The organism is Pseudomonas sp. JUb42 (assembly GCF_024807945.1).
Classification (GTDB): domain Bacteria; phylum Pseudomonadota; class Gammaproteobacteria; order Pseudomonadales; family Pseudomonadaceae; genus Aquipseudomonas.
Window position 1 is genome coordinate 156,433 of sequence record NZ_JANUFD010000003.1, and the last position, 25,091, is coordinate 181,523.

Consider the following 25,091-nt stretch of genomic DNA (forward strand, 5'->3'; position numbering starts at 1 on the left):
AATGTACTAGCCCTTTCGCGGATGAATCCGCTCCCACAATTCGATCCCACATTTGTCAGCAGATTAACCGGTCTCTGATTACAACTTGGCCTTCACCGCTGGCAATGCATCTTTGCCGTCCAGGGTTTTCACGCCATCAAGCCACTTGTCCAGCTGTGCCGGGTTGGCCTTGATCCAGGTTTTCACTGCGTCGGCGTTGCTGACCTTGTTGTTGCTCACGTCGGCCATGATGGAGTTCTCCATGTCCTGGGTGAAGGTCAGGTTGGTCAGCAGCTTGCCCACGTTCGGGCAGGCAGCGGCGTAGCCTTTGCGGGTCAGCGTCGAAACAGTACCGGTGTCACCGAAGTACTTCTCGCCACCTTTCAGATAATGCATACCTTTGATCTGCACGTTCATCGGGTGCGGGGTCCAGCCGAGGAAGACCACGAACTTCTGCTTCTTTACGGCCCGACCGACTTCCGCCAGCATCGCCTGCTCGCTGGACTCGATCAGCTTCCATTTGCCCATGTCGAATTCATTTTTCTTGATGATATCGGCAATGTGCTGGTTGGCCGGGGCTCCGGCACCGATGCCGAAGACCTTGCTGTCGAACTTGTCGGCAAATTTGTTCAGGTCGGCGAAGTCATGCACGCCCGCGTCCCAGACGTAGTCCGGTACTGCCAGGGTGAATTCGGTGCCGTCGAGGTTCTTGGCGTACTGGGTTACATCGCCGGTGGCGATGAACTTGTCATAGAAACCCTGTTGCGCAGGCATCCAGTTACCCAGGAAGACATCCATCTGCCCGTCCTTGAGTCCACCGTAGGCAATCGGCACCGCCAGAGTGTCGACCTTGGCCTTGTAGCCCATGCCGTCGAGCAGGAACGAGGTGATCGCGTTGGTTGCCGCGATATCGCTCCAGCCCGGATCGGCCATTTTCACGGTGCTGCAAGATTCCCCATCGGCTTGCGCCGCAAAACTGGTCAGCGCAATCACGCTGGCCGCAAGTGCTGTGGATAGCTTCTTCATGGTTGGTGCCCCTTTGGTTTTTTTGGTCTTGGCAGGGTTCAAGGTTTCGGATAACGCGCCTTACGCTCCAGATCGTCGAGATCGATATGGTTGCGCATATATTGCTGACTGGCGTCTACCAGCGGCTGGTGATCCCAACTCTTCAGCTTGCCGATTGCCAGTGACTTGGCGACGAAGCGCCGACGACGCTGGCTGGCGAGCACCTGGTGGTGTATCGCCGGAATGTCCCACTTGGCCCGTGCTTCAGCCATGAAATCAAAGTACAACGCCTGGTGTTCAGCCGACTGGCTGAGGTCTTCCAGTTCCTTTGGATCGTTCTGCACATCGAACAGCAGGCACGGGTCCTGCTCCGAATACATGAATTTATAAGCGCCACGGCGAATCATCATCAGCGGGCTGACCGTGCCTTCAGCCATGTATTCGCCAAACACTTCATCGTGCCCGCCCTCGCCTTTGAGGTGCGGCATCAGGGAGCGGCCATCGAGCGGCAGACCGACGTCCAGCTCGCCACCGGCCATGTCGACGAAGGTCGGCAACAGGTCGGCGGTGGACACCGAAGCGCTCACCCGGCTTGCCTTGAACTGACCCGGAGCGTAGACCAGCATCGGTACCCGCGCGGCCATTTCAAACCAGTGCATTTTGTACCAGAGGCCTTTTTCGCCGAGCATGTCCCCATGATCGCCGGAGAACACGATGATGGTGTCATCGGCCAGGCCGGTGTCTTCCAGGGTCTTGAGCAGCTTGCCGACGTTATCGTCGATATAGCTGCACGCACCGAAGTAGGCACGGCGGGCGTCACGGATCTTGTCGACCGGCATCGGCTTGTCCCACAGGTCATAGACCTTGAGCAGACGCTGGGAGTGCGGGTCCAGGGCGTCCTGATCGGCGTGGGCCGGTGGCATCGGAATATCGGCGTCGTCGTACAGGTCCCAGAACGGCTTGGGAATGGTGTACGGGTCGTGGGGGTGAGTCATCGAAACGGTCAGGCAGAACGGCGCGTCGCCATCCTCGCGGATGTGATCGAACAGATACTGTTGGGCCTTGAAGACCACTTCTTCATCGAAGTCGAGCTGGTTGGTACGTACGCACGGGCCTGCCTGCAGCACCGACGACATATTGTGATACCAGCTTGGGCGCACATCCGGCTCGTCCCAGTTCACCGCCCAACCATAGTCGGCGGGATAGATATCACTGGTCAGGCGCTCTTCGTAGCCGTGCAACTGATCCGGCCCGCAGAAGTGCATCTTGCCCGACAGCGCCGTCTTGTAACCCATGCCACGCAGGTAGTGGGCGTAAGTCGGGATGTCACCGGGGAAATCGGCAGCGTTGTCGTAGGCGCCGATCTTGCTGGGCAACTGCCCGCTGACCAGAGTGAAACGCGAGGGAGCGCACAGCGGGCTGTTGCAGTACGCGGAGTCAAACACCACGCCTTCGGCGGCGAGGCGGCTCAAATTCGGCATCTTGATTGGAGATGGGGCGTAAAACGGCAACATCGGCGCGGCCATTTGATCGGCCATGATGAAAAGAATGTTCTTGCGCTTCATGTCTTCGCGGCATTCCATAGTGAATATTTATGCGACAGTGCTGGTATTCACTATGGAAGCCGTGGGATTAGCGGTAAAGCCCATGCAAAACAATAGCTAGGATAAGTACAGCTTATGTTTGAAAGCCTTGGGGAAATGTCTCTGGACCTGCTGCGTGCCTTCGAGGCAGCGGCGCGCCTGCGCAGTTTTACGGCGGCAGCGATCGAACTGGGCACCACTCAGCCCGCAGTCAGTCAGCAGATCAAGCGCCTTGAAGAGCAACTGGCGACGCGCCTGTTCGATCGGATCTACCGGGGGATTGAGTTGACCGAAGCCGGGGAGGTGCTGTTCGGCCACGTTCAGGCTGGTTTGCAGTCCATGGACAGCGGCTTGATCGCCGTCACCGGTCACCATCAGCATGAGGTGTTGCAGGTGGCGACGGATTTCGCTTTCGCCGCCTACTGGCTGATGCCGCGCCTGCATCGTTTCCACAAGGCCAACCCGGACGTCGACGTCAGCCTGGTAACCAGTGAGCGCAGCCACAGCATGCTGCGCGCCGATATCGACGTGGCCGTGTTGTTCGGCGATGGTCGTTTCAAACAGGGTGAGAGTCGCTGGCTGTTCAGTGAAGAAGTGTTTCCGGTGTGCAGCCCGCAGTTGCTGGCCGGTCGCGAGCCGCCGTTGCCCATTGATGTGCTGCGCGAGTTTCCGCTGCTGCACCTGCGCGGCGAAGGCAGCAGCAACTGGTTTGACTGGGCCGGTGTCTTCCGTGCCCTGAAAATCCCCCAGGCACCGGCGCCGGGGCAATTGCGCTTCGACAACTACACGCTGCTGATTCAGGCGGCGATTGCCGGAGAAGGCGTGGCTATCGGTTGGCGCCATCTGGTGGACAACTTGCTCGATCAGGGCCTGCTGTGCCGCCCGGTGGAAGCCACGGCGATTTCCGCCTACGGCTATTACGTGGTCCTGCCGCAGCGCAAGCGTCGGGTACAGATTGTTCAGCAGTTCGTCGACTGGCTTGCCAGTGAACAGTCACGCAGTGGCGATCTTCTGGGCGGGCGGCCTTTGCCGTCGATTGCCGTGTGAATCTTGATCTGAGTCTGTGGACAAGTTGCGCAGACAGGCACACTCATCTTTTTGCTGTTTTGGAGGGTTTCAGTAATGCCGGAAGTTCAGGGCTACCACGCCCACGTCTATTTCGACGCCGATAGCCTCGATCAGGCACGCGCCCTGTGTGAGCAGGCAGCGGAACTGTTCGGCCTGAAGATGGGCCGCATCCATGAACGGCTGGTTGGGCCCCATGTGGACTGGAGCTGCCAGCTTGCCTTCGGCCATGAGCGCTTTGCTGACGTCATGCTGTGGTTAGCGCTCAATCGCAAAGGCTTGGTGATACTGATCCATCCCCTGACCGGCGATGACCTTGCCGACCACACCGAACATGCGATGTGGATGGGCGAGGTAAGACCGCTGGATGTTGGGATGTTCAGGGTTTGACGCTTTTCACCGGGCAGTAGCGAATTCTGCGGCAGGCGAATTCAGTGGGAGCGAATTCATTCGCGAAAGCGGTATTCCCGATGACGAAGATCAGTCGACTGTACCGGTCTCTTCGCGGATAAATCCGCTCCCACAAGTGTTCCATTTACAAATCCCGATATGGGATCAGTTCAACACACCCTGCAGAATCTCGTAGACGATTCCGGTGCCAATGGCGACCAGAACTACGTCGGTGCCGGTACGACGCCATTCGTAGCCGTCATAGCGCGGCAGATACTGCAGCGAACGTTGGTCCAGACGCTTGCCATAGCCCCGTGGCAGAGGGTGACCTTTGACGATGTGGATATTCGGCGGCAACGGCTGACCACGGCCGATTACGTCGCGATGTTCTTGAAAAGTGTGTCGAACATCGTCGAAGTTGTCCGGCGGACGATTGCCGCCGCGGTTATTGCCATGGTCGTTGCCATGACCATTGCCTTGCGGACCCGGACCATGCTGCTGACCATGATTATCGTCACGGCCACGACCCTGATCGTGATCATCCGCATGAGTCAGCGGGCTGATACTGATCATCAAGACGCCCAGCCCGGCGAGCAAACGGTTCGGCAATTTCATGGGTGTTACTCCTGGATAATTCAGAGCGACAAAAAAGGCCCAGGACAGAGGTCTTGAGCCTTTTTATGTCGTACCTGATTAGTACCAGTAATGGCCTAATGATTCCTTTGTATCAAAACATTTACCTTCAGCTGATACGGGCCTTGCGTACGCCTTCGGCCAGCGCGGCACACAGGCTTAGGACATCATCGATGGCCTGGTCCGGGGAGGCGGCGTTGGCGATCTTGTCCACCAGTGCCGAACCCACTACGACGCCGTCTGCCAGGCGGGCAATTGCAGCTGCCTGCTCGGGTGTGCGGATGCCGAAACCGACGCTGATCGGCAGCGAAGTGTGGCGGCGCAGGCGAGCAATGGCTTCGGTGACGTGTTCGGTAGTTGCGGAGCCGGCACCGGTCACACCGGCGACCGAGACGTAATAGACGAAGCCGGAGCTGCGTTCCAGCACCGTCGGCAGGCGTACGTCATCGGTGGTTGGCGTGGTCAGGCGAATAAAGTCGATGCCAGCAGCCTGGGCCGGGGTCGCCAGCTCGCCGTCGTGCTCGGGCGGCAGGTCAACGATGATCAAGCCATCGACGCCAGCTGCCTTGGCTTGCGCAACGAAGGCTTCAACGCCAAAACGATGGATCGGGTTGTAGTAACCCATCAACACAATAGGTGTGGTCTGGTTGTCGACGCGGAACTCACGAACCATCTGCAGGGTTTTCGGCAGGGTCTGGCCGGCATCCAGGGCACGCAGGGTTGCCAGCTGGATCGACACGCCATCGGCCATCGGATCGGTGAAGGGCATGCCCAGCTCGATCACGTCGGCGCCGGCAGCGGGCAGGCCCTTGAGTATTTTCAGGGAGGCGTCATAGCCAGGGTCGCCAGCGGTGACAAAGGTCACCAGCGCCGAACGGCCTTCGGTTTTCAGTTCGGCAAAACGTTGTTCGAGGCGGCTCATACCAGCTTCTCCTGAGTTTTTTCAGCGGCGGCCATGTGGTTCATGACGGTTTGCATGTCTTTGTCGCCGCGGCCGGAGAGGCAGACCACCATCAGGTGATCGTCGCGCAGGTTGGTGGCGCGCTTCATGGCTTCGGCCAGGGCGTGAGCGGTCTCCAGCGCCGGGATGATGCCTTCCAGGCGGCAGCAGTCGTGGAATGCTTCCAAGGCTTCTTCGTCGGTAATGCTGACGTATTCGACGCGCTTCACTTCGTGCAGGTAGGCGTGCTCCGGGCCGATGCCAGGGTAGTCAAGGCCTGCGGAAATCGAGTGGGCGTCGGTGATCTGGCCGTCGGCATCTTGCAGCAAATAGGTGCGATTACCGTGTAATACGCCGGGAACGCCGCCGTTCAGGCTGGCTGCGTGCTTGTCGGTATCAACGCCATGGCCACCGGCTTCAACGCCAATGATTTCAACGCTGGCATCGTCCAGGAACGGGTGGAACAGGCCCATGGCGTTGGAACCACCGCCGACGCAGGCAATCAGGCTGTCTGGCAGGCGGCCTTCCTTCTCTTGCATCTGCGCCTTGGTTTCCTTGCCGATGATGGCCTGGAAGTCGCGAACCATGGACGGGTAAGGGTGTGGGCCGGCGACGGTGCCGATCAGGTAGAAGGTGTCGTCGACGTTGGTGACCCAGTCGCGCAGGGCTTCATTCATCGCGTCTTTAAGGGTGCCGGTGCCCGAAGTCACAGGCACGATTTCAGCGCCCAGCAACTTCATGCGGAACACGTTGGCCTGTTGGCGCTCGATGTCAGTGGCGCCCATGTAGATCACGCAAGGCAGGCCGAAGCGGGCGGCAACGGTGGCAGTGGCCACGCCGTGCATGCCGGCGCCGGTTTCGGCGATCAGGCGTTTCTTGCCCATGCGCAAGGCCAGCAGGACCTGGCCGATGCAGTTGTTGATCTTGTGCGCGCCGGTGTGGTTCAGCTCTTCGCGCTTGAAGTAGATCTTCGCGCCGCCGCAGAACTCGGTCAGGCGCTCGGCGAAGTACAGCGGGTTTGGACGGCCGATGTAGTCGCGCTGGAAATAAGCCAGTTTTTCGTTGAACTCAGGGTCAGCCTTGGCCGCTTCGTACTCGCGGTTCAGGTCGAGGACGAGGGGCATCAGGGTTTCGGCGACATAGCGACCGCCAAACGAGCCAAACAAGCCGTTGGCGTCGGCGCCTTTGCTGAAATTGGTCTGGGTCATGGGACCTCCACGTTTGAAGTAATGGGTTTAGCCGATTTGGCAATGAAGCCACTTTAACCAGCGCATGTGACGAAGAAAATCGATAAGATCGGCGCAACCTGTCAGGAAAACTCACAGATACCATGAGCCGCGACCTTCCGCCCCTGAACGCCTTGCGCGCCTTTGAAGCCACCGCCCGTCTGAACAGCGTCAGTCAGGCGGCCGAACAGCTGCACGTCACCCATGGTGCGGTCAGCCGGCAATTGAAAGTCCTTGAAGAGCATTTGGGCCTGGCGCTGTTCAGCAAGGATGGGCGCGGCCTGAAACTCACAGATGCCGGTATCCGTCTGCGCGATGCCAGCGGTGAAGCCTTCGACCGGCTGCGCGCGGTATGCGCCGAGTTAACGCATGACAGTGCCGACGCGCCCTTTGTGTTGGGTTGCTCGGGCAGTTTGCTGGCGCGTTGGTTCATTCCCCGCTTGGGGCGCCTGAATGCGGATTTACCGGACTTGCGCCTGCACTTGTCGGCGGGCGAAGGCGACCTCGATCCACGTCGGCCAGGCCTGGATGCCTTGCTGATATTCGCCGAGCCACCGTGGCCGGTAGATATGCAGGTGTTCGAGTTGGCCAGCGAGCGCATTGGCCCGGTGCTCAGCCCGCACTTCTCCGGCTTCGAGGCCCTGCAACAGGCCCCCGCCCAGGCATTGCTGGGCGAGAACCTGCTGCAAACCACCTCACGACCGCAGGCCTGGCCGAGTTGGGCGCAACAGAATGGCATCGACCCCCAGGCCTTGAGCTACGGCCAGAAGTTCGAGCATTTGTATTACCTGCTTGAAGCCGCAACGGCGGGCTTGGGCATCGCTATCGCCCCCGAGCCGCTGGTGGCCGACGACCTGCGCGCCGGGCGTCTGGTTGCGCCATGGGGCTTCAGTGAAACCCCGGCGCAACTGGCGCTTTGGGTGCCCAAGCGCTCCGCAGATGGCCGTGCGCGGCAATTGGCGCATTGGCTCAAAGCGGAGCTTGGGGGATAGCCTGTAAGTGGTTGGAGCGACCTATTCGCGGATGAATCCGCTCCCACGGGTCTGAAGTGATCTCGTGGGAGCGAATTCATTCGCGAAAGGTGATCTCGCACATAATGATCAGTTAGCGCGCTTGCACAGCAGGTAAGCGGCCAGCAGGCCTACGGCACCAACAGCCACACCGGCCGTAGTCCAAGGGTGTTCTTGAGCGTAGTCACGGGTAGCAACGCCGGTTTCGCGGGTTTTCACTTTGACGTCTTCATAGACATCGCTGAGCAGGCCGCGCGAATGGCTCAGGGCGCGCTCGGCGTTGGCCTTCAGGCTTTTCAGGGTTTTGTGGGACTCTTCCGAAGCGTCGTTTTTCAGGCTTTCCAGGGACTTGAGCAGGCTTTCGATTTCCGCTTCCATGCTTTGCAACGAGGCTTTACGAAGTGAGTTAAGAGCCATGGTGTTTCTCCTTCAGGGTGAGAGGGTGTGTTGTTTCCGACTACACCACTTCGCGAAAGTGCAACGCAGCTTTAGATCAAATATCTGAACTTCTCCCAGGAATTTGCCCACAGAGGTAAGGAGCGTCAGCACTGCTACGCTCCTACTCACCCTTTAGGAGAACTGCCATGACTGATCACCACACCTACAAAAAAATCGAGCTCGTCGGCTCGTCTACCACCTCCATCGAAGACGCCATCAACAACGCTCTGGCCGAGGCAAGCAAAAGCCTCAAGCATCTGGAGTGGTTTGAAGTGACGGAAACACGTGGTCATATCGAAAATGGCAAGGTCCAGCACTACCAAGTGACCCTGAAAGTCGGTTTTCGCATCGCCAATAGCTAAAAGCTGAACTTTTACACTGGCTGATTGCCACAACCTTTGACAAATACGTCGACGTGGCTAATGTTTCCGGGCGATTTCCCCTTCGCGAAATCGCCTGTTTCAGCCTGATCAGGGAGTTTGACCGATGAAGAAGTTACTGTTGGCAGTGGGTCTGTTGAGTCTTGCCAGTGGCGCCATGGCGGCAGGCAAGCCTTGCGATGAGTTGAAGGCTGATCTGGACGCGAAACTGCAGGCGAAAGGCGTCAAATCCTATTCGCTGGAAGTGGTCGACAAAGGTGCTGCGGGCGACAAGAAGGTTGTTGGTTCGTGCGACGCAGGCACCAAAGAGATCGTTTACAAGCGCGGTTGATTGGCTGGCCTGTTTTAAAAAAACCGACCCTCTCAGGCGTCGGTTTTTTTATGGGCGCATCTTGAGCAGTTTGAAAACTGCGGGAGCGGATTTATCCGCGAAAGCGATGGGTCAGACGATGAAGGTGTGTCGACTGTTCCGGCCCCTTCGCGAATGAATTCGCTCCCACAGAATTCGCTTTCAGTGAGTTCACTCCTACAGTTCCTGCTCAGCCCTTGGCCACCTGGGCCAGGATTTCATATGAGCGCAACCGATCGGCATGCTCGTACATGTCACAGGTAAAGATCAGCTCGTCAGCGTCGGTCTGCTCCAGCAATACATCGAGCTTGGCGCGGATTTTTTCCGGGCCGCCGACCATCGCCAGTCCCAGGAAACTCGCCACCGCTTCGCGCTCATGGGGCAGCCACAGGCCGTCCATGGTTTTGACCGGCGCGCGCTGCATCAGGCTTTGCCCGCGCATCAGGGCGAGGATGCGTTGGTACACCGAGGTCGCCAGGTATTCGGCCTGCTCGTCGGTATCGGCTGCCACCAAAGGCACGCCGAGCATGACGTACGGTTTGTCGAGCACGGCCGATGGCTGGAAGTGGTTGCGATAGACGCGAATCGCCTCATGCATGTAGCGCGGTGCGAAGTGCGAGGCGAAGGCGTAGGGCAAGCCGCGCATGCCCGCCAGTTGCGCGCTGAACAGGCTCGAGCCGAGCAGCCAGATCGGCACTTCGGTCCCTGTGCCCGGTACGGCGATCACTTTTTGCTCAGGTTTGCGCGGGCCCAAGTACTCCATCAGCTCGGTGACATCGTCCGGAAAATCATCGGCGCTGCCCGAACGCTCACGGCGCAGCGCGCGGGCGGTCATCTGGTCGGAGCCGGGCGCGCGGCCCAGGCCCAGGTCGATACGGCCGGGATAGAGGCTGGCCAGGGTGCCGAACTGCTCGGCGATGACCAGTGGCGCATGGTTGGGCAGCATGATCCCGCCGGCACCGACGCGAATGGTCGAGGTGCCACCGGCCAGATAGCCCAACAGCACCGAGGTCGCCGAGCTGGCGATGCCGTCCATATTGTGGTGTTCGGCGACCCAGAAGCGCTCGAAGCCCAGTTTTTCAACATGGCGAGCCAGGTCCAGAGAGTTGTGCAGGGACTGGGCAGTGCCTTTGTCCTGGCGCACGGGCACCAGGTCGAGGGTGGAAATCTTCACATCGGCTAAACGTTTCATAGGCCGCAACATATCCTCGTTAGAGTGGTGCGCAGGCCGGTCTGGTACATTGGCCAGTCTTTACGCACAGAATTAGCTTTAGTGTGTATGGGCGAGCGGTAGGATTTCAATGGTTACGTGAAAAATATCCTACGAATTTAGTAGGATTTACCAATCGTTGAACTTTTCAAAGCCGTCTATCCTCAGAACCTTCATACCCGAACGAAACCTCACACCTAAGTCAGGAGACACCATGAGCATTGTCAAGAAAGCGTCCGCCCACTGGGCAGGTGACCTGAAGTCCGGTATCGGCAGCATCTCCACTGAAACCGGCGTGCTGCGTGAAGCGCCTTACGGCTTCAAGGCCCGCTTCGAAGGCGGCAAGGGCACCAATCCGGAAGAGCTGATCGGCGCGGCCCATGCCGGCTGCTTCTCCATGGCCCTGTCGATGATCCTCGGTGGCGAAAATCTCGTCGCTGAAAGCATCGATACCCAGGCCGAAGTGACGCTGGACCAGGTCGATGGCGGTTTCTCCATCACCAAAGTGCACCTGATCCTCAAGGCCAAGGTGCCGGGCGCCACTCAGGAGCAGTTCGAGAAGCTGACCGGCATGGCCAAGGCCGGTTGCCCGGTATCGAAAGTGCTGAACGCAGAAATCACCCTGGACGCTACGCTGCTCAGCTGATCGCAGCCGCGTTGCATCAGTGACCTGCCCGGCCCGTCTGGGCAGGTCATTTTTTTATGCTTAGCCAAGGAGTCGAGCATGAAACGTATTTTGCTGGCCATTGCCTGTTCTGCGTTGTGTACCGCGGCCCTGGCGGCGCCCAAGCCGTGCGAGGAGCTCAAGACTGAGATCGAAGCGAAGATTCAGGCGGCGAACGTCAATGCCTACACCCTGGAGATTGTCAGTAATGACGATGTGCACGATCAGAATATGGTCGTGGGCAGCTGTGAAAACGGCACGAAGAAGATCATCTACCAGAAGAACGATCGCTGATCAGATGCAGTGAATATCACCTTCCCGGGCCACTTCCCGGCGCTCGGCGTCGTACAGCCGCGCGGTGATGTCATTGGCGATATGCCGCACCTCAAGCTTGTAGTGCTCGCCTGCGGCAAAGTGGTCGTAACGCACGTCGATATAGCAGGTCAGTTCGTTATATAGATCCATGGAGATACCCAGGCCACCGGCCTGATACTCGTAGTCATAGCGCACCTTCAGCAAATGGCTGCCGGGCGGCATCTGGAAATAACGCCCATCGTAGGTGGTCTTGCCATCGAGCTTGTCGGCCATCACCAGTTTGCCGGTAAAGGTATGCATATCGACCCAGGCCTGTTGCGGATCGACCGCAGGCAACGGCCCGGCACACCCGGCCAAAGTAGCGACGCAGGCAAGGATTACGAGTGGATAGCGCATCATGGGTCCCCAGGCTGAACGAACTGCCGATGATAGTTGCATTTGAGCCGAGGCGTGCGGCATAACGAACGACGTTTTTCACCTCTGGGCTGCATATGCCGAGACTCAATGTATTACGCCCCGCACTGATGCTGGCGGCGGTATTGCTCAGCGGTTGTTCGAGCCTTTCTTACTACAGCCAATTGGTCGATGGCCAGCTCAGCCTGTTGCACGCTCGCGAGCCGGTGGCCGACGTGATTGCCGACCCCGGCCGTGACCCGAAACTGCGCGAGCGCCTGCGGCACGCCCAGGCTGCGCGGGAGTTTGCCAGTCGCGCATTGCACCTACCGGACAACCGCAGCTATCGACTGTATGCCGATATCCACCGGCCCTTTGTGGTCTGGAATGTCTTCGCCACCGATGAATTTTCCCTGTCCCCGGTCACCCATTGCTTCCCGATTGCCGGTTGCGTGGCTTATCGCGGCTATTACAGCCAGGGCGGCGCTCGGGGCGATGCGGCGTTGCAGCGCCAGGCGGGCAAGGATGTCTATGTCAGCGGGGTCGAAGCCTACTCGACCCTGGGCTGGTTCGACGATCCGATCCTCAGCTCCATGTCTGGCTGGGGCGATGAACGCCTGTCCACGCTGATTTTCCATGAGCTGGCGCATCAGCGGTTTTATGTGAAGGACGACACCGAGTTCAACGAATCCTACGCCAACTTCGTCGAGCAGGAAGGCACCCGCCAATGGCGCACCGCCCAAGGCCTGCCGCCGGAAAGCAAGAGCCAGGCCCGGCAGCGCGAGCAGTTCATTCAGTTGGTGCTCGATACCCGCGAGCGTCTGAAAACCCTGTACGCCCTGCCCTTGCCTGCCGCCGAAATGCGCACGCGCAAGGCCGCCGAATTCGAGCGTCTGCGCCGTGATTACCGGCAGATGCGCGATAGCCAGTGGGGCGGTGACAAGCGTTACGATGCCTGGGTCAACGCGCCGTTGAATAACGCCAGGCTGCTGCCGTTCGGGCTCTACGACCAATGGGTGCCGGCATTTTCGGCGGTGTTCAAGCAGGTGAACGGCGATTGGCCGGCGTTTTTCAGCGCGGTCGAAAAATTGGGTCATTTACCCATTGAAGAGCGCAAAGCGGCACTGCAAAAGTTGATGCCCTGAAGGTTGCCCATCCTCTTACAAACCGATTGTGTGGGAGCGAATTTATTCGCGAAAGCGGCATTTCAGGCGACGAATATGTAGCGAATGTACCGGCCTCTTCGCGAATGAATTCGCTCCCACAGTTGCCCGCCAAGGCCGTGCCATGGGGGACATATCAGCGCTTGGCAAATGCCGCGCGCAAATCCGCCATCGTCTCAAAATGATAGGTCGGCGCCTGCCCCGCCAGCTCTTCGTGACTGCCAAACCCATACCCCACTGCCACCACGTCCAGCCCGTTGCGCGTGCCACCAATCAAGTCGTGTTTGCGATCGCCGATCATCAGGGTTTGCGCCGGGTCCAGGCCTTCTTCGGCCAATAGATGGGCGATCAGCTCGACTTTGTCGGTGCGGGTGCCGTCCAGTTCGCTGCCGTAGATCACTTTGAAATAGCGGGCGAAGTCGAAGTGCCGGGCGATTTCCCGGGCGAATACCCAGGGCTTCGAGGTGGCGATATACAGGGTGCGATTCTGCCCGGCCAGGGTGTCGAGCAGTTCGAAAACGCCGTCGAACACGCGATTTTCATACAGTCCGGTGACCTTGAAGCGTTCGCGATAGAAGTTGACCGCTTCCCAAGCCTTGGCCTCGTCGAAACCGTAGAACTGCATGAAGGCCTGCAACAGTGGCGGGCCGATAAAGTGTTCCAGGCGAGTGATGTCCGGCTCGTCGATGCCCAGGCGTGCCAGGGCGAACTGGATCGAGCGGGTAATGCCTTCGCGCGGGTCGGTCAGGGTGCCGTCGAGGTCGAACAGAATTGTTGGGTAATGCATGGGGTATCCGTTGGCAGGTTCAGGGAGGTCAGGCGCGGTCGTAGCCTTCGGCCAGGTGCTGATCCTTGAGTTTTACGTAGTTGGCGGCGCTGTAGGGGAAGAAGGCGATTTCCTTCTCGGTCAGGGTGCGTACCTGTTTGACCGGGCGGCCGACGTAGAGAAAGCCGCTTTCCAGCACCTTGCCCGGCGGCACCAGGCTACCTGCACCGATGATCACTTCGTCCTCGACCACGGCGCCGTCCATGATGGTGGTGCCCATGCCGATCAGGATGCGGTTGCCGACGGTGCAGCCGTGGAGCATGGCTTTGTGGCCGATGGTCACGTCGTCGCCGATCAGCAGCGGGAAACCGTCCGGGTTGAACGGCCCGGCGTGGGTGATGTGCAGCACGCTGCCGTCCTGCACGCTGGTGCGCGCGCCGATGCGGATGCGGTGCATGTCGCCACGGACCACGGTCAGCGGCCAGATCGAGCTGTCGACGCCGATTTCGACGTCGCCGATAACCACTGCCGTCGAATCGACAAAGGCCCGTTCGCCAAGGGCGGGAGTGTGTTGCTGGAACGTGCGGATGGCCACGATAGGCTCCTTCTTTGCTCGCGATAGTCGCGGGATCGGGGTCTGCTTGCTGCGGTGAGCGCCGATTGTAATTAAGATGCGAGGGTGTTTCTTCCAGCCAAGGTGCAAAACCGTGAGCGCGAACAACCCTCTTTTGCAATCGTACGACCTGCCAGCCTTTTCGGCGATCCGTGCCGAGCATGTAAAACCTGCCATCGACCAGATTCTCGCTGACAACCGCGTGGCCATTGCCGATATCCTCGCCAAGCAGGGCAAGGCCCCGACATGGGCCGGCCTGGTGCTGGCCATGGACGAACTCAATGGGCGTCTGGGCGATGCCTGGAGCCCGGTCAGTCACCTCAACGCCGTGTGCAACAGCGCCGAGCTGCGTGAAGCCTATGAGTCCTGCTTGCCGGGCCTGAGCGCCTACTCCACGGAGCTGGGCCAGAACCGTGAGCTGTTCCAGGCTTATGAGGCGCTGGCCAACAGCCCGGAAGCCGCTGGCTTCGACGTGGCGCAGAAAACCATTCTCGAACATTCCCTGCGCGATTTCCGCCTGTCGGGTATCGATTTGCCGCCCGAGCAGCAAAAGCGCTACGCCGAAGTGCAGAGCAAGCTGTCGGAACTGGGCAGCCAGTTCTCCAACCAGTTGCTGGACGCGACCCAGGCCTGGACCAAACTGGTTACCGATGAATCGGCCCTGGCCGGTCTGACCGAGTCCGCCAAGCAGCAAATGGCTGCGGCGGCCAAGGCCAAGGATCTCGAAGGCTTCCTGATCACCCTGGAATTCCCGAGTTATTACGCCGTAATGACCTACGCCGAAGACCGCGCCCTGCGCGAGGAAGTGTATGCCGCCTACTGCACACGTTCTTCCGACCAGGGCCCGAACGCCGGGCAGAACGACAACGGCCCAGTGATGGAGCAGATCCTCGACCTGCGTCAGGAACTGGCCAAGCTGCTGGGCTTTGCCAGCTTCTCCGAGCTGAGCCTGGCGACCAAGATGGCCGAGTCCAGCGATCAGGTGCTGACTTTCCTGCGTGACCTGGCCAAGCGCAGCAAGCCGTTTGCCGCCCAGGATCTGCAACAACTGCGCGCCTATGCCGCCGAACACGGCTGCCCGGACCTGCAGAGCTGGGACAGCGGCTTTTACGGCGAAAAACTGCGCGAGCAGCGCTACAGCGTTTCCCAGGAAGCCCTGCGCGCCTACTTCCCCATCGACAAAGTGCTGACCGGGCTGTTTGCCATCGTCCAGCGCCTGTACGGCATCGAAATCGTCGAGCAGAAAGGTTTCGATACCTGGCACCCGGATGTGCGCCTGTTCGAGATCAGCGAGAACGGCCAGCACGTCGGCCGCTTCTTCTTCGATCTCTATGCCCGAGCCAACAAGCGCGGCGGTGCTTGGATGGACGGCGCCCGCGACCGTCGCCGCACCGTTGATGGCCGCCTGCAAAACCCGGTGGCCAACCTGGTCTGCAATTTTACCCCGGCAGTGGGCGGCAAACCTGCGCTGCTGACCCATGATGAAGTCACCACCCTGTTCCACGAGTTCGGCCATGGCTTGCACCACCTGCTGACCCGCATCGAACACGTCGGTGTTTCGGGGATCAACGGTGTGGCCTGGGATGCGGTCGAGCTGCCAAGCCAGTTCATGGAAAACTGGTGCTGGGAGCCGGAAGGCCTGGCGCTGATTTCCGGTCACTACGAGACCGGCGCAGCCCTGCCTCAGGACCTGTTGGAAAAAATGCTTGCCGCCAAGAACTTCCAGTCCGGCCTGATGATGGTTCGCCAACTGGAGTTCTCGCTGTTCGACTTCGAATTGCACGCCACTCATGGCGATGGCCGCAGCGTTGCCCAAGTGCTTGAAGGCGTGCGCGACGAAGTGTCGGTCATGCGTCCACCGGCCTATAACCGCTTCCCCAACAGCTTCGCGCATATCTTCGCGGGCGGTTACGCGGCGGGTTACTACAGCTACAAGTGGGCCGAAGTGCTGTCGGCCGATGCCTTCTCGCGTTTCGAAGAAGACGGCGTGCTCAATGCCGACACCGGCCGCGCATTCCGTGAGGCGATTCTGGCCCGTGGCGGCTCTCAGGCACCGATGGTGCTGTTCGTCGATTTCCGCGGACGCGAACCCTCGATTGACGCACTCTTGCGCCACTCAGGCCTGAGCGAGGAAGCGGCAGCATGACCGATACACCGCCAATCGTGACCAAGAAGCGCTTTATCGCCGGGGCTGTCTGCCCGGCGTGCAGCGAACCCGACAAGCTGATGATGTGGAGCGAAAACGACGTGCCGCACCGTGAGTGCGTCGCCTGCGGTTACAGCGACACGCTCAATGCCGATGGCAACTCAGTGCCCAAGGAATTGGGCACGCGGGTCAATAAGCCAGTGGTGAAACCGGCTGATCCGAAGGTGCAGGGCGTGCAGTTTTTCCCCAATCCGAAGCTGAAAAAGCCGGTTGATCCGAGCTAAGAAGTGGTTACGGAATAAATTTGGAGTACGAATGCTGTGGGAGCGAATTCATTCGCGAAGACGGTGCTTCAGCCGATAGATATGTATCGAATGTACCGCCCTCTTCGCGGATGAATCCGCTCCCACACGATTTGCTCCCTGCCACGGTTAGTGTTTGCTGCGTGACAGCGCGGCGTCGTAGACGGGGCGGTATCTCCCACAGACGTGCCCATCCATCGGCTACGCTAGCCTTCTCAGATGCTTTCTTTATACTGTACAAATAACCAGTATAGAGAAGCGTCCCCATGTCCATTGCTCTACCGCCTCGCGGTCGCGGCACGGCGACCAATCCGCATAATCGCTTCGCGCCCAACCGCTCGGTGGCCGAGGACGACGGCTGGTATCAGGAAGTGCCGATGACTCAGGGTACCCAGGTCACCACCGAGACCGCCAAGAGCATCATTACCCGCAACAGCTCGCCGGATATTCCTTTCGACCGTTCCATCAATCCGTATCGCGGCTGCGAACATGGCTGTATCTACTGCTATGCGCGCCCTTCTCACGCCTATTGGGATATGTCGCCGGGGCTGGATTTCGAGACCAAGCTGATCGCCAAGACCAACGCAGCCGCGCTGCTCGAGCAACAGTTGTCCAAGCCCGGCTATACGGTGGCGCCGATTACCCTGGGCGCCAATACCGATCCGTACCAGCCCATCGAGCGCGAGTACAAAATCACCCGCGCCACGCTTGAAGTGCTGCTGCGTTACCGGCATCCGGTGAGCATCATCACCAAGGGTTCGCTGATCCTGCGCGATCTGGATTTGCTGGCCGAACTGGCCAGGCAGCGTTTGGTTTCGGTCTACATCAGCCTGACGACCCTGGATGATGAGCTCAAACGTATCCTCGAGCCCCGTGCAGCAGCGCCCAAGGCCCGGTTGCGGGCGATCCGTGTGTTGCGCGATGCCGGGGTGCCTGTGGGTGTGATCTGCGCACCCATGATCCCGATGATCAACGACAACGAGCTGGAAAGCCTGCTCAACGAAGCCCATGCCGCCGGTGCATTGAGTGCCAGTTACATCATGTTGCGTCTGCCTCTGGAAGTAGCGCCGCTGTTCGAGGAGTGGTTGCAAGCCCATTACCCACAGCGCGCCGAGCATGTGATGAGCCTGGTGCGTCAGAGCCGTGGTGGGCAGGTGTATGACAGTCGCTTCGGTTCACGCATGCGCGGCGAAGGGCCGTTTGCCGATCTGCTGGCCCAGCGCTATGCCGTGGCGATCAAGCGCCTGGGACTCAATCAGCGTCGCGGCTTCAGCCTGGATTGCACGGCTTTCTGCCCGCCGGGTGGGCAGATGTCGTTGTTGTAGTTTTCTTGGCGAGTGAGGTTCTTTAGGAGCTGCCGAAGGCTGCGATGGGGTGCTGCCTGATGTACCGATTTCGCAGCCTTTGGCAGCTCATGCAGATCCATCTTGACCGCCCAGTGGTCGACTACATTCAGTTTCAATTAAGCTTTGCAGACTAGTCTGTCACTCGAAGTGGTCTGTGGATGTCACAGAAAACGGAATTTTCTGACATGGAAAAAAGAAAACCACTTCGAGATAAGGCAATAATCCACATCAATCCGTCAGAGAGGATGAGACATGAGCGACATGGATAAACAGACGTTGGCTGCATCGGCGCCAGCTGCAGATAGCCCCGAGGCAGCCTTGCAACACATCGTTGATGGCTTCAAGCACTTCCGCAAGGAGGTCTTTCCGGAGCAGGAAGAGCTATTCAAGAAGCTCGCGACCGCGCAAAACCCCCGCGCCATGTTCATCACCTGCGCCGACTCGCGCATCGTCCCCGAACTGATTACCCACAGCTCCCCCGGCGACCTGTTCGTCACGCGTAACGTCGGCAACGTCGTGCCGCCGTATGGCCAGATGAACGGCGGTGTTTCCACCGCGATCGAATACGCGGTGCTGGCCCTGGGTGTACAGCACATCATCATCTGCGGTCACTCCGACTGTGGCGCCATGCGCGCCGTGCTCAACCCCGACTCCCTGGAAAAAATGCCGACGGTCAGGGCTTGGCTGCGCCATGCCGAAGTCGCGCGCACGGTGGTCGAGGACAACTGCCATTGCAGCGGTGAAAAAGAAACCATGCATGTGCTGACCCAGGAAAACGTCATCGCCCAGTTGCAGCATTTGCGCACCCACCCTTCGGTGGCCTCGAAGATCGCCAACGGCCAACTGTTCATCCATGGCTGGGTCTACAGCATCGAGACCAGCGAAATCCTGGCCTACGACGCCGAGCAGGATACGTTCCTGCCGCTTGATGGCAGCTCGCATATACCCGTTGCGACACCCAAGTCACGTTTCTAGCCGCACGAGCTGAACACGACTAACGGTCGAATCCTTCTTTAAGCCCGACGCTGCGCCTTGGATGCGCGGCAGGGCTTTGCCATGTCTGAAGAAAAACCCGGAGAGTCGTCATGGGTGCTACAGAACTTAAATCGTTGTTGCCACGGGAGCTGCTGGCGTCCGTGGTGGTCTTTCTGGTCGCCCTGCCCTTGTGCATGGGCATTGCCATCGCTTCGGGCATGCCGCCTGCCAAGGGCTTGGTCACGGGTATTATCGGCGGCCTGGTAGTGGGCTGGCTGGCGGGATCGCCGTTGCAGGTCAGCGGCCCGGCTGCGGGGCTGGCGGTGCTGGTCTTCGAGTTGGTACGCGAGCACGGCATGGCCATGCTCGGGCCGATCCTGCTGCTGGCGGGTTTGCTGCAAGTACTGGCCGGGCGTTTCAAGCTCGGCTGCTGGTTCCGGGTCACGGCGCCAGCAGTGGTCTACGGCATGCTGGCCGGGATTGGCGTGCTGATTGTACTGTCACAACTGCATGTGATGTTCGACAGCGGGCCGCAGCCCTCGGGGCTGGATAACCTGATCGCCTTCCCTACGACTCTGCTTGGCGCCTTCGGCCCCGGCAGTGCCCTGTACGCCGGGCTGTTGGGGCTGGGCACGATCCTGATCATGTTGGCCTGGGAAAAGCGCCGCCCGCAAGCCTTGCGCTTCGTACCGGGGGCCTTGCTCGGTGTCGGTGCGGCGACCGCTGCCAGTCTGCTGCTGGCGCTGCCGGTCAAGCGCGTCGAAGTGCCTGCCAACCTGGCCGAAGCCATCGACTGGCTGCGCCCGGCGGATCTGCTCAACCTGGCGGATCCAGCCATTCTGGTCGCCGCCTTTGCCGTGGCCTTTATCGCCAGTGCTGAAACCCTGTTGTCGGCGGCAGCGGTGGACCGCATGCACAACGGCGTGCGCTCTGACTTCGACAAGGAGCTCAGCGCCCAGGGCGTGGGCAATATGCTTTGCGGTCTGGTCGGTGCGTTGCCAATGACCGGGGTGATCGTGCGCAGCTCAGCCAACGTGCAGGCCGGTGCCAAGACCCGGATGTCAGCGATGTTCCATGGCCTGTGGCTGCTGGCCTTCGTGTTGCTATTGTCCAGTGTGCTGCAGAGCATTCCAGTGGCGAGCCTGGCGGGGGTGTTGGTCTACACCGGCCTCAAGCTGGTGGACCTGAAAGCCTTTCGCGGCCTGGGTCGCTACGGACGCATGCCGATGTTCACCTACGCGGCGACGGCCATCGCGATTGTTTCTACGGACCTGCTGACCGGTGTGCTGATCGGTTTTGCCCTGACCCTGGTCAAGCTGGCCTTCAAGGCGGCGCGCCTGAAAATCAGCCTGGTCGAGCTGGAGCCACAAGGGGAAATGGAGTTGCGCCTGATCGGTGCCGCGACCTTCCTCAAAGTGCCGGCCCTGACCCAGGCCTTGAACAGCATCCCCAAGGGCAGCACTGTGCATGTACCGTTGAATAACCTGAGTTATATCGACCACTCGTGCCTGGAGTTGCTGGAAGAGTGGGGGCGCGCGAATGCGGCGCAAGGTTCGCGGTTGATCATTGAGTCGCGGGGCTTGAAGCGTCGATTGGAAGGGCGTGTGCGCACGACGGTGGGAATGGGTAGCGCGGTATCGTAGGGAAAATAGGACCCGCAGTTACCTGCGGGTCATATACAGCAAGGGCTTCAGCCCTTGCCTTGTTCCATTTCCAGGCCAATGCCCAGTTGCCGTGACAGGCTCGGCCAACGCTTCCAGGCAGCCTCGGTATCGGGGCTGGCAAGGCGGTCGCGATAGGCTTCCACGGATTCCAGGGCAAAGCTGTCGTCGTCAAGCATGCCGTCTACTGCATGATGCACGGCCTCATCCAGCTGGTTGGCGAACGCTTCGCCGATCAGTTGATGAGCGATCACGCTGGCAACCGTCGTATTGGACGGAATCAGCGGCTGACCGAAATGCTTGATGTACAGATCGTTCACTTCCTCCACCAGACGATGGGCCAGATAGGCTTCGTCCAGGAGGCTGTCGAGTCCTTCGTGGCCTTCCATGATGGCCGGAGGAGCGGTGAAAAAGTGCTCGGCAATCTTCAGTACCGGCTTGATCTGCCCTTCGATGCCGGCTTCGACGGCCACCTCATGGGCAGCATCCAGCAGGTCCGGGACCAGATCGATATAGGCGGTGACAAAGCGGGTCAGTACGTCCCGTGCATCGACTTCGGGTAAATGAATGGCTGGGTGCAGGTGGGGCAGTTGGACTTCCAGTTGCTTTACCAGTTGGCCAGTTGCGGCCTCGTGCTGATGGGCACGTCGTATCTGCTCGCGCAAAGCGGCGGTGTTCATGCAGTCTCCTGAAAACGGTATAACCAGGCTGTTATTGATGGGAAGTCATACGTTAGCTCGCTTAAGCGAATTGCTAAGACGTATTTGTCATAACGGCGTCACCTTTATGTGTGTTCACGACTAAAAACCCCTGTTTTTATGGGATTTGCCATTTTTTCCAGGGGGACGGGTGGGGGGACGACCTGACTTTGGGCGATTTGCGCGCCTTGCACGCGGCAGGCGCTGTCTATACTGCGACCTGTAAGGAAGATGGCTGATATCCAATTGCCTCCCTGCTCAAGCAGGTTTGGCGTGGATCGGAGTATCTTGTGACAGCCAGCTCCCTTGTCCGCAGGTCATCACTTGCGGGAGAAGAAAAACAGGGGAGCCCCGCAATGATGCGACATCCACACGCCTGGATGGGCCTGTTGTCGTGGTCGTTATCCGGTGAGGCGCTGGCCGCATGGACGACGAACATGGCGCCGGGAGCGACGCAAGTCAGCCAGGCCGTCTTCGACCTGCACATGACCATCTTCTGGATCTGTGTCGTGATCGGCCTGATCGTCTTCGTGGCGATGTTCTGGTCGATGATCGTGCACCGTCGTTCAACCGGCCAGGTTGCCGCCCGCTTTCACGAAAGCACCACGGTCGAGATTCTCTGGACCGTCATTCCCCTGCTGATCCTGATTGCCATGGCCGTGCCAGCCACGCGCACGCTTATCCATATGTACGACAACAGTGAGTCGGATCTCGATATCCAGATCACCGGCTACCAATGGAAGTGGCATTACAAATACCTGGGCCAGGACGTCGAGTTCTTCAGCAACCTGGCCACCCCCGCCGAGCAGATTCATAACCAGCAGGCCAAGGGCGAACACTACCTGCTGGAAGTGGACGAGCCGCTGGTGGTGCCGGTGGGGGTGAAGATCCGTTTCCTGGTCACCGCCGCCGACGTGATCCACTCCTGGTGGGTGCCGGCCTTTGCGGTCAAACGCGACGCCATTCCCGGCTTCATCAACGAAGCCTGGACCCGCATCGACAAGCCCGGCATCTACCGCGGCCAGTGCTCTGAGCTGTGCGGCAAGGATCATGGCTTCATGCCCATCGTCGTCGATGCCCGTCCCCAGGCCGATTACGAGGCGTGGCTGGCTGGACGCAAGGCTGAAAGCGCCAAGCTCAGGGAGCTGACCAGCAAGGACTGGACCCGGGAAGAACTGGTCGAGCGCGGCGACAAGGTCTATCACACCACCTGCGTGGCCTGTCATCAGGCCGAGGGTCAGGGCATGCCGCCGCTGTTCCCGGCGCTCAAGGGTTCCAAGGTTGCCACCGGGCCGGTGGAAGAGCATCTCAAGGTTGTGTTCAACGGCCGTCCGGGTACGGCCATGGCCGCCTTTGGCAAGCAACTCTCGGAAGTTGATATTGCCGCTGTGGTGACTTACGAACGCAATGCCTGGGGCAATAACAAGGGCGATATGGTCACGCCAAAAGACGTGCTGGCCCTCAAGCAGGCGCAGAGCAAATGAACGCAACGATGATGAAAACAGGGGGGATTTGTGGGAGCGGATTCATCCGCGAAAGCGGTATTTCAAGCGATGAAGCTGTAGGGATTGAACCGGCCTCTTCGCGAATGAATTCGCTCCCACAGAGTTCGCATCCACAGGCCTGTCCATGCAACCGATCTCCCATTGCAGGAGAACCAACATGAGCGCAGTCATCGACGACCACGGCCATGCCGATCACGCCCACGGCCCCGCCAAGGGCCTGATGCGCTGGGTGCTGACGACCAACCATAAAGACATCGGCACTCTGTACCTGTGGTTCAGCTTCTGCATGTTTCTGCTGGGCGGCTCGTTCGCCATGGTCATTCGTGCCGAACTGTTCCAACCGGGCCTGCAAATCGTCGAGCCGGCGTTCTTCAACCAGATGACCACCATGCATGGCCTGGTCATGGTCTTTGGTGCGGTGATGCCGGCCTTTGTCGGTCTGGCCAACTGGATGATCCCGCTGATGATCGGCGCGCCGGACATGGCCCTGCCAAGGATGAATAACTTCAGCTTCTGGCTGTTGCCTGCCGCGTTCATTTTGCTGGTATCGACCCTGTTCAGCCCCGGCGGCGGGCCGAATTTTGGCTGGACCTTCTATGCGCCGCTATCCACCACTTACGCCCCGGCCAGCGTGACCTTCTTTATCTTCGCCATCCACCTGATGGGCATCAGCTCGATCATGGGCGCGATCAACGTGATCGCCACCATCCTCAATCTGCGTGCCCCTGGCATGACGCTGATGAAAATGCCGTTGTTCGTCTGGACCTGGCTGATCACCGCCTTCCTGCTGATCGCGGTGATGCCGGTGCTGGCCGGTTGCGTGACCATGATGCTGATGGACATTCACTTCGGCACCAGCTTCTTCAGCGCCGCAGGCGGCGGCGACCCGGTGCTGTTCCAGCATGTGTTCTGGTTCTTCGGGCATCCCGAGGTGTACATCATGATCCTGCCGGCCTTTGGCGCCATCAGCTCGATCATCCCAGCGTTCTCGCGTAAACCGCTGTTCGGCTACACCTCCATGGTCTACGCCACGGCGAGTATCGCCTTCCTGTCGTTTATCGTCTGGGCTCACCATATGTTCGTGGTCGGCATTCCGCTGGTGGGCGAATTGTTCTTCATGTACGCGACCATGCTCATCGCCGTGCCCACCGGGGTGAAGGTGTTCAACTGGGTCAGCACCATGTGGCAGGGCTCGCTGACCTTCGAGACGCCGATGCTGTTTGCCGTGGCCTTCGTCATCCTGTTCACCATCGGCGGCTTTTCCGGGTTGATGCTGGCGATTGCACCGGCGGACTTCCAGTACCAGGACACCTACTTTGTCGTCGCCCACTTCCATTACGTATTGGTGCCGGGGGCGATCTTCGGCATCTTTGCCTCGGCCTATTACTGGCTGCCGAAATGGACCGGCCACATGTACGACGAAACCCTGGGCAAGCTGCATTTCTGGCTGTCGTTCGTCGGCATGAATATGGCCTTCTTCCCCATGCATTTCGTTGGGCTGGCGGGCATGCCGCGGCGGGTGCCGGACTACAACCTGCAATTCGCCGACTTCAATATGGTCTCGTCCATTGGTGCCTTTACCTTTGGTGCCACGCAGATCTTCTTTCTATTTATTGTCATCAAGACTATTCGTGGCGGCCCGCCCGCCCCGGCCAAACCCTGGGACGGCGCCGACGGTCTGGAGTGGACCATCCCCTCGCCTGCGCCCTATCACACCTTCACCACGCCTCCGGAGCTGGACGAGCATCCGCTGGATCACGGCAGTGAACGGCCATGAAATCAGCACCCGAACTGCGCCGCCTGGTCGGTCGCCTGCTGTTGCTTGCGGTACTGATGTTTGCCTTCGGTTTTGCCCTGGTGCCGCTGTACACCGTGATGTGCAAGGCGTTCGGTATCAACGGCAAGACGGGAGATGCCTATCAGGGCAGCCAGCTGATCGACGACAGCCGCAAGGTGCGCGTGCAGTTTCTCTCGACCAACGCGGCGGATATGGTCTGGGGCTTTTACCCCGAGGCCCAGGAGCTGGATGTGCATCCCGGCGCGGTCAACCAGATGCTCTTCGTGGCGCAGAACCCCACCGACAAGCCTATGACCGCCCAGGCGGTGCCGAGCATTTCACCGGGCACGGCGGCGGTGTACTTCCACAAGACCGAATGCTTTTGCTTTACCCAGCAGGTCTTGCAGCCGGGTGAGCGTATCGAAATGCCGGTGCGTTTCATCGTCGACCGTGCCCTGCCTGACGAGGTGAAACACCTGACCCTCGCCTACACACTGTTCGATATCACCGCTCGCCAGCCGCCGCCCGCGCCCGTCGCACGAAATGGCGGTTAGCCAGG

27 protein-coding genes are annotated in these 25,091 nt (G+C 59.7%); 16 read left to right on the plus strand and 11 right to left on the minus strand.

All coding sequences use genetic code 11. The features are described from left to right. Positions 1-78: 78 nt before the first annotated feature. Both choX and betC read right to left on the minus strand, forming a co-directional pair. Positions 79-1,005 carry a choline ABC transporter substrate-binding protein gene (choX, locus tag M2401_RS07210; RefSeq protein ID WP_259101063.1) on the minus strand — a complete coding sequence of 309 codons (927 nt, stop codon included), beginning with the start codon at positions 1,003-1,005 and terminating at the stop codon, positions 79-81. Positions 1,006-1,043: 38 nt separating this feature from the next. Then, a complete protein-coding gene (gene betC / locus M2401_RS07215) occupies positions 1,044-2,549 on the minus strand; it encodes a choline-sulfatase (RefSeq protein ID WP_259101065.1) in 1,506 nt (501 codons plus the stop codon). A gap of 114 nt (positions 2,550-2,663) precedes the next feature. Between betC and M2401_RS07220 the strand changes: the two genes are divergently transcribed. Both M2401_RS07220 and M2401_RS07225 read left to right on the plus strand, forming a co-directional pair. Further along, positions 2,664-3,614: a choline sulfate utilization transcriptional regulator gene (locus tag M2401_RS07220; RefSeq protein WP_259101067.1), complete on the plus strand. Its 951-nt coding sequence runs from the start codon at positions 2,664-2,666 to the stop codon at positions 3,612-3,614. 75 nt (positions 3,615-3,689) lie between these two features. Continuing rightward, positions 3,690-4,022 carry a DOPA 4,5-dioxygenase family protein gene (locus M2401_RS07225; protein WP_259101069.1) on the plus strand — a complete coding sequence of 111 codons (333 nt, stop codon included), beginning with the start codon at positions 3,690-3,692 and terminating at the stop codon, positions 4,020-4,022. A gap of 165 nt (positions 4,023-4,187) precedes the next feature. Here the strand turns inward: M2401_RS07225 and M2401_RS07230 are convergent, their stop codons facing one another. The 3 genes from M2401_RS07230 to trpB form a co-directional block, all read right to left on the minus strand. Continuing rightward, positions 4,188-4,637: an RcnB family protein gene (locus M2401_RS07230; RefSeq protein ID WP_259101071.1), complete on the minus strand. Its 450-nt coding sequence runs from the start codon at positions 4,635-4,637 to the stop codon at positions 4,188-4,190. 127 nt (positions 4,638-4,764) lie between these two features. Beyond that, entirely contained in the window at positions 4,765-5,577 is an 813-nt protein-coding gene (trpA, locus tag M2401_RS07235) for a tryptophan synthase subunit alpha (protein WP_259101073.1), read from the minus strand. Further along, entirely contained in the window at positions 5,574-6,803 is a 1,230-nt protein-coding gene (gene trpB, locus M2401_RS07240; RefSeq protein ID WP_259101074.1) for a tryptophan synthase subunit beta, read from the minus strand. Before trpB ends, trpA begins: the two co-directional genes overlap by 4 nt. A gap of 122 nt (positions 6,804-6,925) precedes the next feature. Here trpB and M2401_RS07245 point away from each other — a divergent pair, with 122 nt between their 5' ends. Beyond that, the gene (locus tag M2401_RS07245) at positions 6,926-7,813 is read left to right on the plus strand and encodes a LysR family transcriptional regulator (RefSeq protein WP_259101075.1); all 888 of its coding nucleotides are present in this window, start codon (positions 6,926-6,928) and stop codon (positions 7,811-7,813) included. A gap of 108 nt (positions 7,814-7,921) precedes the next feature. On the opposite strand, the gene M2401_RS07250 is transcribed toward M2401_RS07245, so the two are convergent. Continuing rightward, on the minus strand, positions 7,922-8,248 hold the full coding sequence (locus M2401_RS07250; RefSeq protein ID WP_259101077.1) for a YqjD family protein: 327 nt from the start codon (positions 8,246-8,248) through the stop codon (positions 7,922-7,924). Positions 8,249-8,415: 167 nt separating this feature from the next. On the opposite strand from M2401_RS07250, the gene M2401_RS07255 reads away from it, so the two are divergent. Both M2401_RS07255 and M2401_RS07260 read left to right on the plus strand, forming a co-directional pair. After that, the gene (locus M2401_RS07255) at positions 8,416-8,631 is read left to right on the plus strand and encodes a dodecin (RefSeq protein WP_259101078.1); all 216 of its coding nucleotides are present in this window, start codon (positions 8,416-8,418) and stop codon (positions 8,629-8,631) included. Positions 8,632-8,755: 124 nt separating this feature from the next. Continuing rightward, positions 8,756-8,980, plus strand: coding sequence for a DUF1161 domain-containing protein (locus tag M2401_RS07260; protein WP_259101079.1), 225 nt, complete (start codon positions 8,756-8,758; stop codon positions 8,978-8,980). Positions 8,981-9,188: 208 nt separating this feature from the next. Here M2401_RS07260 and M2401_RS07265 read toward each other — a convergent pair whose 3' ends face one another. Then, positions 9,189-10,190, minus strand: a complete 1,002-nt coding sequence (locus M2401_RS07265; protein WP_259101080.1) for an LLM class flavin-dependent oxidoreductase — start codon at positions 10,188-10,190, stop codon at positions 9,189-9,191. A gap of 232 nt (positions 10,191-10,422) precedes the next feature. Here M2401_RS07265 and M2401_RS07270 point away from each other — a divergent pair, with 232 nt between their 5' ends. Next, positions 10,423-10,854 carry an OsmC family protein gene (locus tag M2401_RS07270; RefSeq protein ID WP_259101081.1) on the plus strand — a complete coding sequence of 144 codons (432 nt, stop codon included), beginning with the start codon at positions 10,423-10,425 and terminating at the stop codon, positions 10,852-10,854. A 78-nt stretch (positions 10,855-10,932) separates the two neighbouring features. Beyond that, complete coding sequence (locus M2401_RS07275) at positions 10,933-11,166, plus strand: DUF1161 domain-containing protein (RefSeq protein WP_259101082.1); 234 nt, start codon at positions 10,933-10,935, stop codon at positions 11,164-11,166. On the opposite strand, the gene M2401_RS07280 is transcribed toward M2401_RS07275, so the two are convergent. Beyond that, on the minus strand, positions 11,167-11,583 hold the full coding sequence (locus tag M2401_RS07280) for a hypothetical protein (protein WP_259101083.1): 417 nt from the start codon (positions 11,581-11,583) through the stop codon (positions 11,167-11,169). Between the two features lie 95 nt (positions 11,584-11,678). Here M2401_RS07280 and M2401_RS07285 point away from each other — a divergent pair, with 95 nt between their 5' ends. Then, the gene (locus tag M2401_RS07285; protein WP_259101084.1) at positions 11,679-12,725 is read left to right on the plus strand and encodes an aminopeptidase; all 1,047 of its coding nucleotides are present in this window, start codon (positions 11,679-11,681) and stop codon (positions 12,723-12,725) included. Positions 12,726-12,879: 154 nt separating this feature from the next. Here M2401_RS07285 and M2401_RS07290 read toward each other — a convergent pair whose 3' ends face one another. Together M2401_RS07290 and M2401_RS07295 are read right to left on the minus strand one after the other, a co-directional pair. Beyond that, complete coding sequence (locus tag M2401_RS07290) at positions 12,880-13,530, minus strand: HAD family hydrolase (RefSeq protein WP_259101085.1); 651 nt, start codon at positions 13,528-13,530, stop codon at positions 12,880-12,882. A gap of 28 nt (positions 13,531-13,558) precedes the next feature. Next, entirely contained in the window at positions 13,559-14,104 is a 546-nt protein-coding gene (locus tag M2401_RS07295; RefSeq protein ID WP_259101086.1) for a gamma carbonic anhydrase family protein, read from the minus strand. A gap of 76 nt (positions 14,105-14,180) precedes the next feature. On the opposite strand from M2401_RS07295, the gene prlC reads away from it, so the two are divergent. The 5 genes from prlC to M2401_RS07320 all read left to right on the plus strand — a co-directional run bounded on the left by prlC (position 14,181) and on the right by M2401_RS07320 (position 20,534). Next, the gene (prlC, locus tag M2401_RS07300; RefSeq protein ID WP_259101087.1) at positions 14,181-16,268 is read left to right on the plus strand and encodes an oligopeptidase A; all 2,088 of its coding nucleotides are present in this window, start codon (positions 14,181-14,183) and stop codon (positions 16,266-16,268) included. Continuing rightward, positions 16,265-16,552, plus strand: coding sequence for a YheV family putative zinc ribbon protein (locus M2401_RS07305; protein ID WP_259101088.1), 288 nt, complete (start codon positions 16,265-16,267; stop codon positions 16,550-16,552). Before prlC ends, M2401_RS07305 begins: the two co-directional genes overlap by 4 nt. 284 nt (positions 16,553-16,836) lie before the next feature. Next, positions 16,837-17,895: a PA0069 family radical SAM protein gene (locus tag M2401_RS07310; protein ID WP_259101089.1), complete on the plus strand. Its 1,059-nt coding sequence runs from the start codon at positions 16,837-16,839 to the stop codon at positions 17,893-17,895. A gap of 282 nt (positions 17,896-18,177) precedes the next feature. Beyond that, entirely contained in the window at positions 18,178-18,891 is a 714-nt protein-coding gene (locus tag M2401_RS07315) for a carbonic anhydrase (protein WP_409033893.1), read from the plus strand. Positions 18,892-19,001: 110 nt separating this feature from the next. Continuing rightward, entirely contained in the window at positions 19,002-20,534 is a 1,533-nt protein-coding gene (locus M2401_RS07320) for a SulP family inorganic anion transporter (protein ID WP_259101093.1), read from the plus strand. Between the two features lie 47 nt (positions 20,535-20,581). Here the strand turns inward: M2401_RS07320 and M2401_RS07325 are convergent, their stop codons facing one another. Continuing rightward, positions 20,582-21,232 carry a hypothetical protein gene (locus M2401_RS07325; RefSeq protein ID WP_259101095.1) on the minus strand — a complete coding sequence of 217 codons (651 nt, stop codon included), beginning with the start codon at positions 21,230-21,232 and terminating at the stop codon, positions 20,582-20,584. Positions 21,233-21,606: 374 nt separating this feature from the next. Between M2401_RS07325 and coxB the strand changes: the two genes are divergently transcribed. From coxB to M2401_RS07340, 3 genes are all read left to right on the plus strand, one after another. Continuing rightward, positions 21,607-22,734 carry a cytochrome c oxidase subunit II gene (gene coxB, locus M2401_RS07330; protein ID WP_259101097.1) on the plus strand — a complete coding sequence of 376 codons (1,128 nt, stop codon included), beginning with the start codon at positions 21,607-21,609 and terminating at the stop codon, positions 22,732-22,734. 178 nt (positions 22,735-22,912) lie between these two features. After that, positions 22,913-24,532, plus strand: coding sequence for a cytochrome c oxidase subunit I (ctaD, locus tag M2401_RS07335; RefSeq protein WP_259101099.1), 1,620 nt, complete (start codon positions 22,913-22,915; stop codon positions 24,530-24,532). Continuing rightward, the gene (locus tag M2401_RS07340) at positions 24,529-25,086 is read left to right on the plus strand and encodes a cytochrome c oxidase assembly protein (RefSeq protein ID WP_259101100.1); all 558 of its coding nucleotides are present in this window, start codon (positions 24,529-24,531) and stop codon (positions 25,084-25,086) included. The genes ctaD and M2401_RS07340 overlap by 4 nt, the downstream gene beginning before the upstream one ends. Positions 25,087-25,091: the final 5 nt, after the last annotated feature.

Bases quoted from the DNA above. Each gene is read 5' to 3' on its own strand.
- choX (WP_259101063.1), bottom strand. From the start codon at position 1,005: ATGAAGAAGCTATCCACAGCACTTGCGGCCAGCGTGATTGCGCTGACC.
- betC (WP_259101065.1), bottom strand. From the start codon at position 2,549: ATGAAGCGCAAGAACATTCTTTTCATCATGGCCGATCAAATGGCCGCG.
- M2401_RS07220 (WP_259101067.1), top strand. From the start codon at position 2,664: ATGTTTGAAAGCCTTGGGGAAATGTCTCTGGACCTGCTGCGTGCCTTC.
- M2401_RS07225 (WP_259101069.1), top strand. From the start codon at position 3,690: ATGCCGGAAGTTCAGGGCTACCACGCCCACGTCTATTTCGACGCCGAT.
- M2401_RS07230 (WP_259101071.1), bottom strand. From the start codon at position 4,637: ATGAAATTGCCGAACCGTTTGCTCGCCGGGCTGGGCGTCTTGATGATC.
- trpA (WP_259101073.1), bottom strand. From the start codon at position 5,577: ATGAGCCGCCTCGAACAACGTTTTGCCGAACTGAAAACCGAAGGCCGT.
- trpB (WP_259101074.1), bottom strand. From the start codon at position 6,803: ATGACCCAGACCAATTTCAGCAAAGGCGCCGACGCCAACGGCTTGTTT.
- M2401_RS07245 (WP_259101075.1), top strand. From the start codon at position 6,926: ATGAGCCGCGACCTTCCGCCCCTGAACGCCTTGCGCGCCTTTGAAGCC.
- M2401_RS07250 (WP_259101077.1), bottom strand. From the start codon at position 8,248: ATGGCTCTTAACTCACTTCGTAAAGCCTCGTTGCAAAGCATGGAAGCG.
- M2401_RS07255 (WP_259101078.1), top strand. From the start codon at position 8,416: ATGACTGATCACCACACCTACAAAAAAATCGAGCTCGTCGGCTCGTCT.
- M2401_RS07260 (WP_259101079.1), top strand. From the start codon at position 8,756: ATGAAGAAGTTACTGTTGGCAGTGGGTCTGTTGAGTCTTGCCAGTGGC.
- M2401_RS07265 (WP_259101080.1), bottom strand. From the start codon at position 10,190: ATGAAACGTTTAGCCGATGTGAAGATTTCCACCCTCGACCTGGTGCCC.
- M2401_RS07270 (WP_259101081.1), top strand. From the start codon at position 10,423: ATGAGCATTGTCAAGAAAGCGTCCGCCCACTGGGCAGGTGACCTGAAG.
- M2401_RS07275 (WP_259101082.1), top strand. From the start codon at position 10,933: ATGAAACGTATTTTGCTGGCCATTGCCTGTTCTGCGTTGTGTACCGCG.
- M2401_RS07280 (WP_259101083.1), bottom strand. From the start codon at position 11,583: ATGCGCTATCCACTCGTAATCCTTGCCTGCGTCGCTACTTTGGCCGGG.
- M2401_RS07285 (WP_259101084.1), top strand. From the start codon at position 11,679: ATGCCGAGACTCAATGTATTACGCCCCGCACTGATGCTGGCGGCGGTA.
- M2401_RS07290 (WP_259101085.1), bottom strand. From the start codon at position 13,530: ATGCATTACCCAACAATTCTGTTCGACCTCGACGGCACCCTGACCGAC.
- prlC (WP_259101087.1), top strand. From the start codon at position 14,181: ATGCGAGGGTGTTTCTTCCAGCCAAGGTGCAAAACCGTGAGCGCGAAC.
- M2401_RS07305 (WP_259101088.1), top strand. From the start codon at position 16,265: ATGACCGATACACCGCCAATCGTGACCAAGAAGCGCTTTATCGCCGGG.
- M2401_RS07310 (WP_259101089.1), top strand. From the start codon at position 16,837: ATGTCCATTGCTCTACCGCCTCGCGGTCGCGGCACGGCGACCAATCCG.
- M2401_RS07315 (WP_409033893.1), top strand. From the start codon at position 18,178: ATGGATAAACAGACGTTGGCTGCATCGGCGCCAGCTGCAGATAGCCCC.
- M2401_RS07320 (WP_259101093.1), top strand. From the start codon at position 19,002: ATGGGTGCTACAGAACTTAAATCGTTGTTGCCACGGGAGCTGCTGGCG.
- M2401_RS07325 (WP_259101095.1), bottom strand. From the start codon at position 21,232: ATGAACACCGCCGCTTTGCGCGAGCAGATACGACGTGCCCATCAGCAC.
- coxB (WP_259101097.1), top strand. From the start codon at position 21,607: ATGATGCGACATCCACACGCCTGGATGGGCCTGTTGTCGTGGTCGTTA.
- ctaD (WP_259101099.1), top strand. From the start codon at position 22,913: ATGAGCGCAGTCATCGACGACCACGGCCATGCCGATCACGCCCACGGC.
- M2401_RS07340 (WP_259101100.1), top strand. From the start codon at position 24,529: ATGAAATCAGCACCCGAACTGCGCCGCCTGGTCGGTCGCCTGCTGTTG.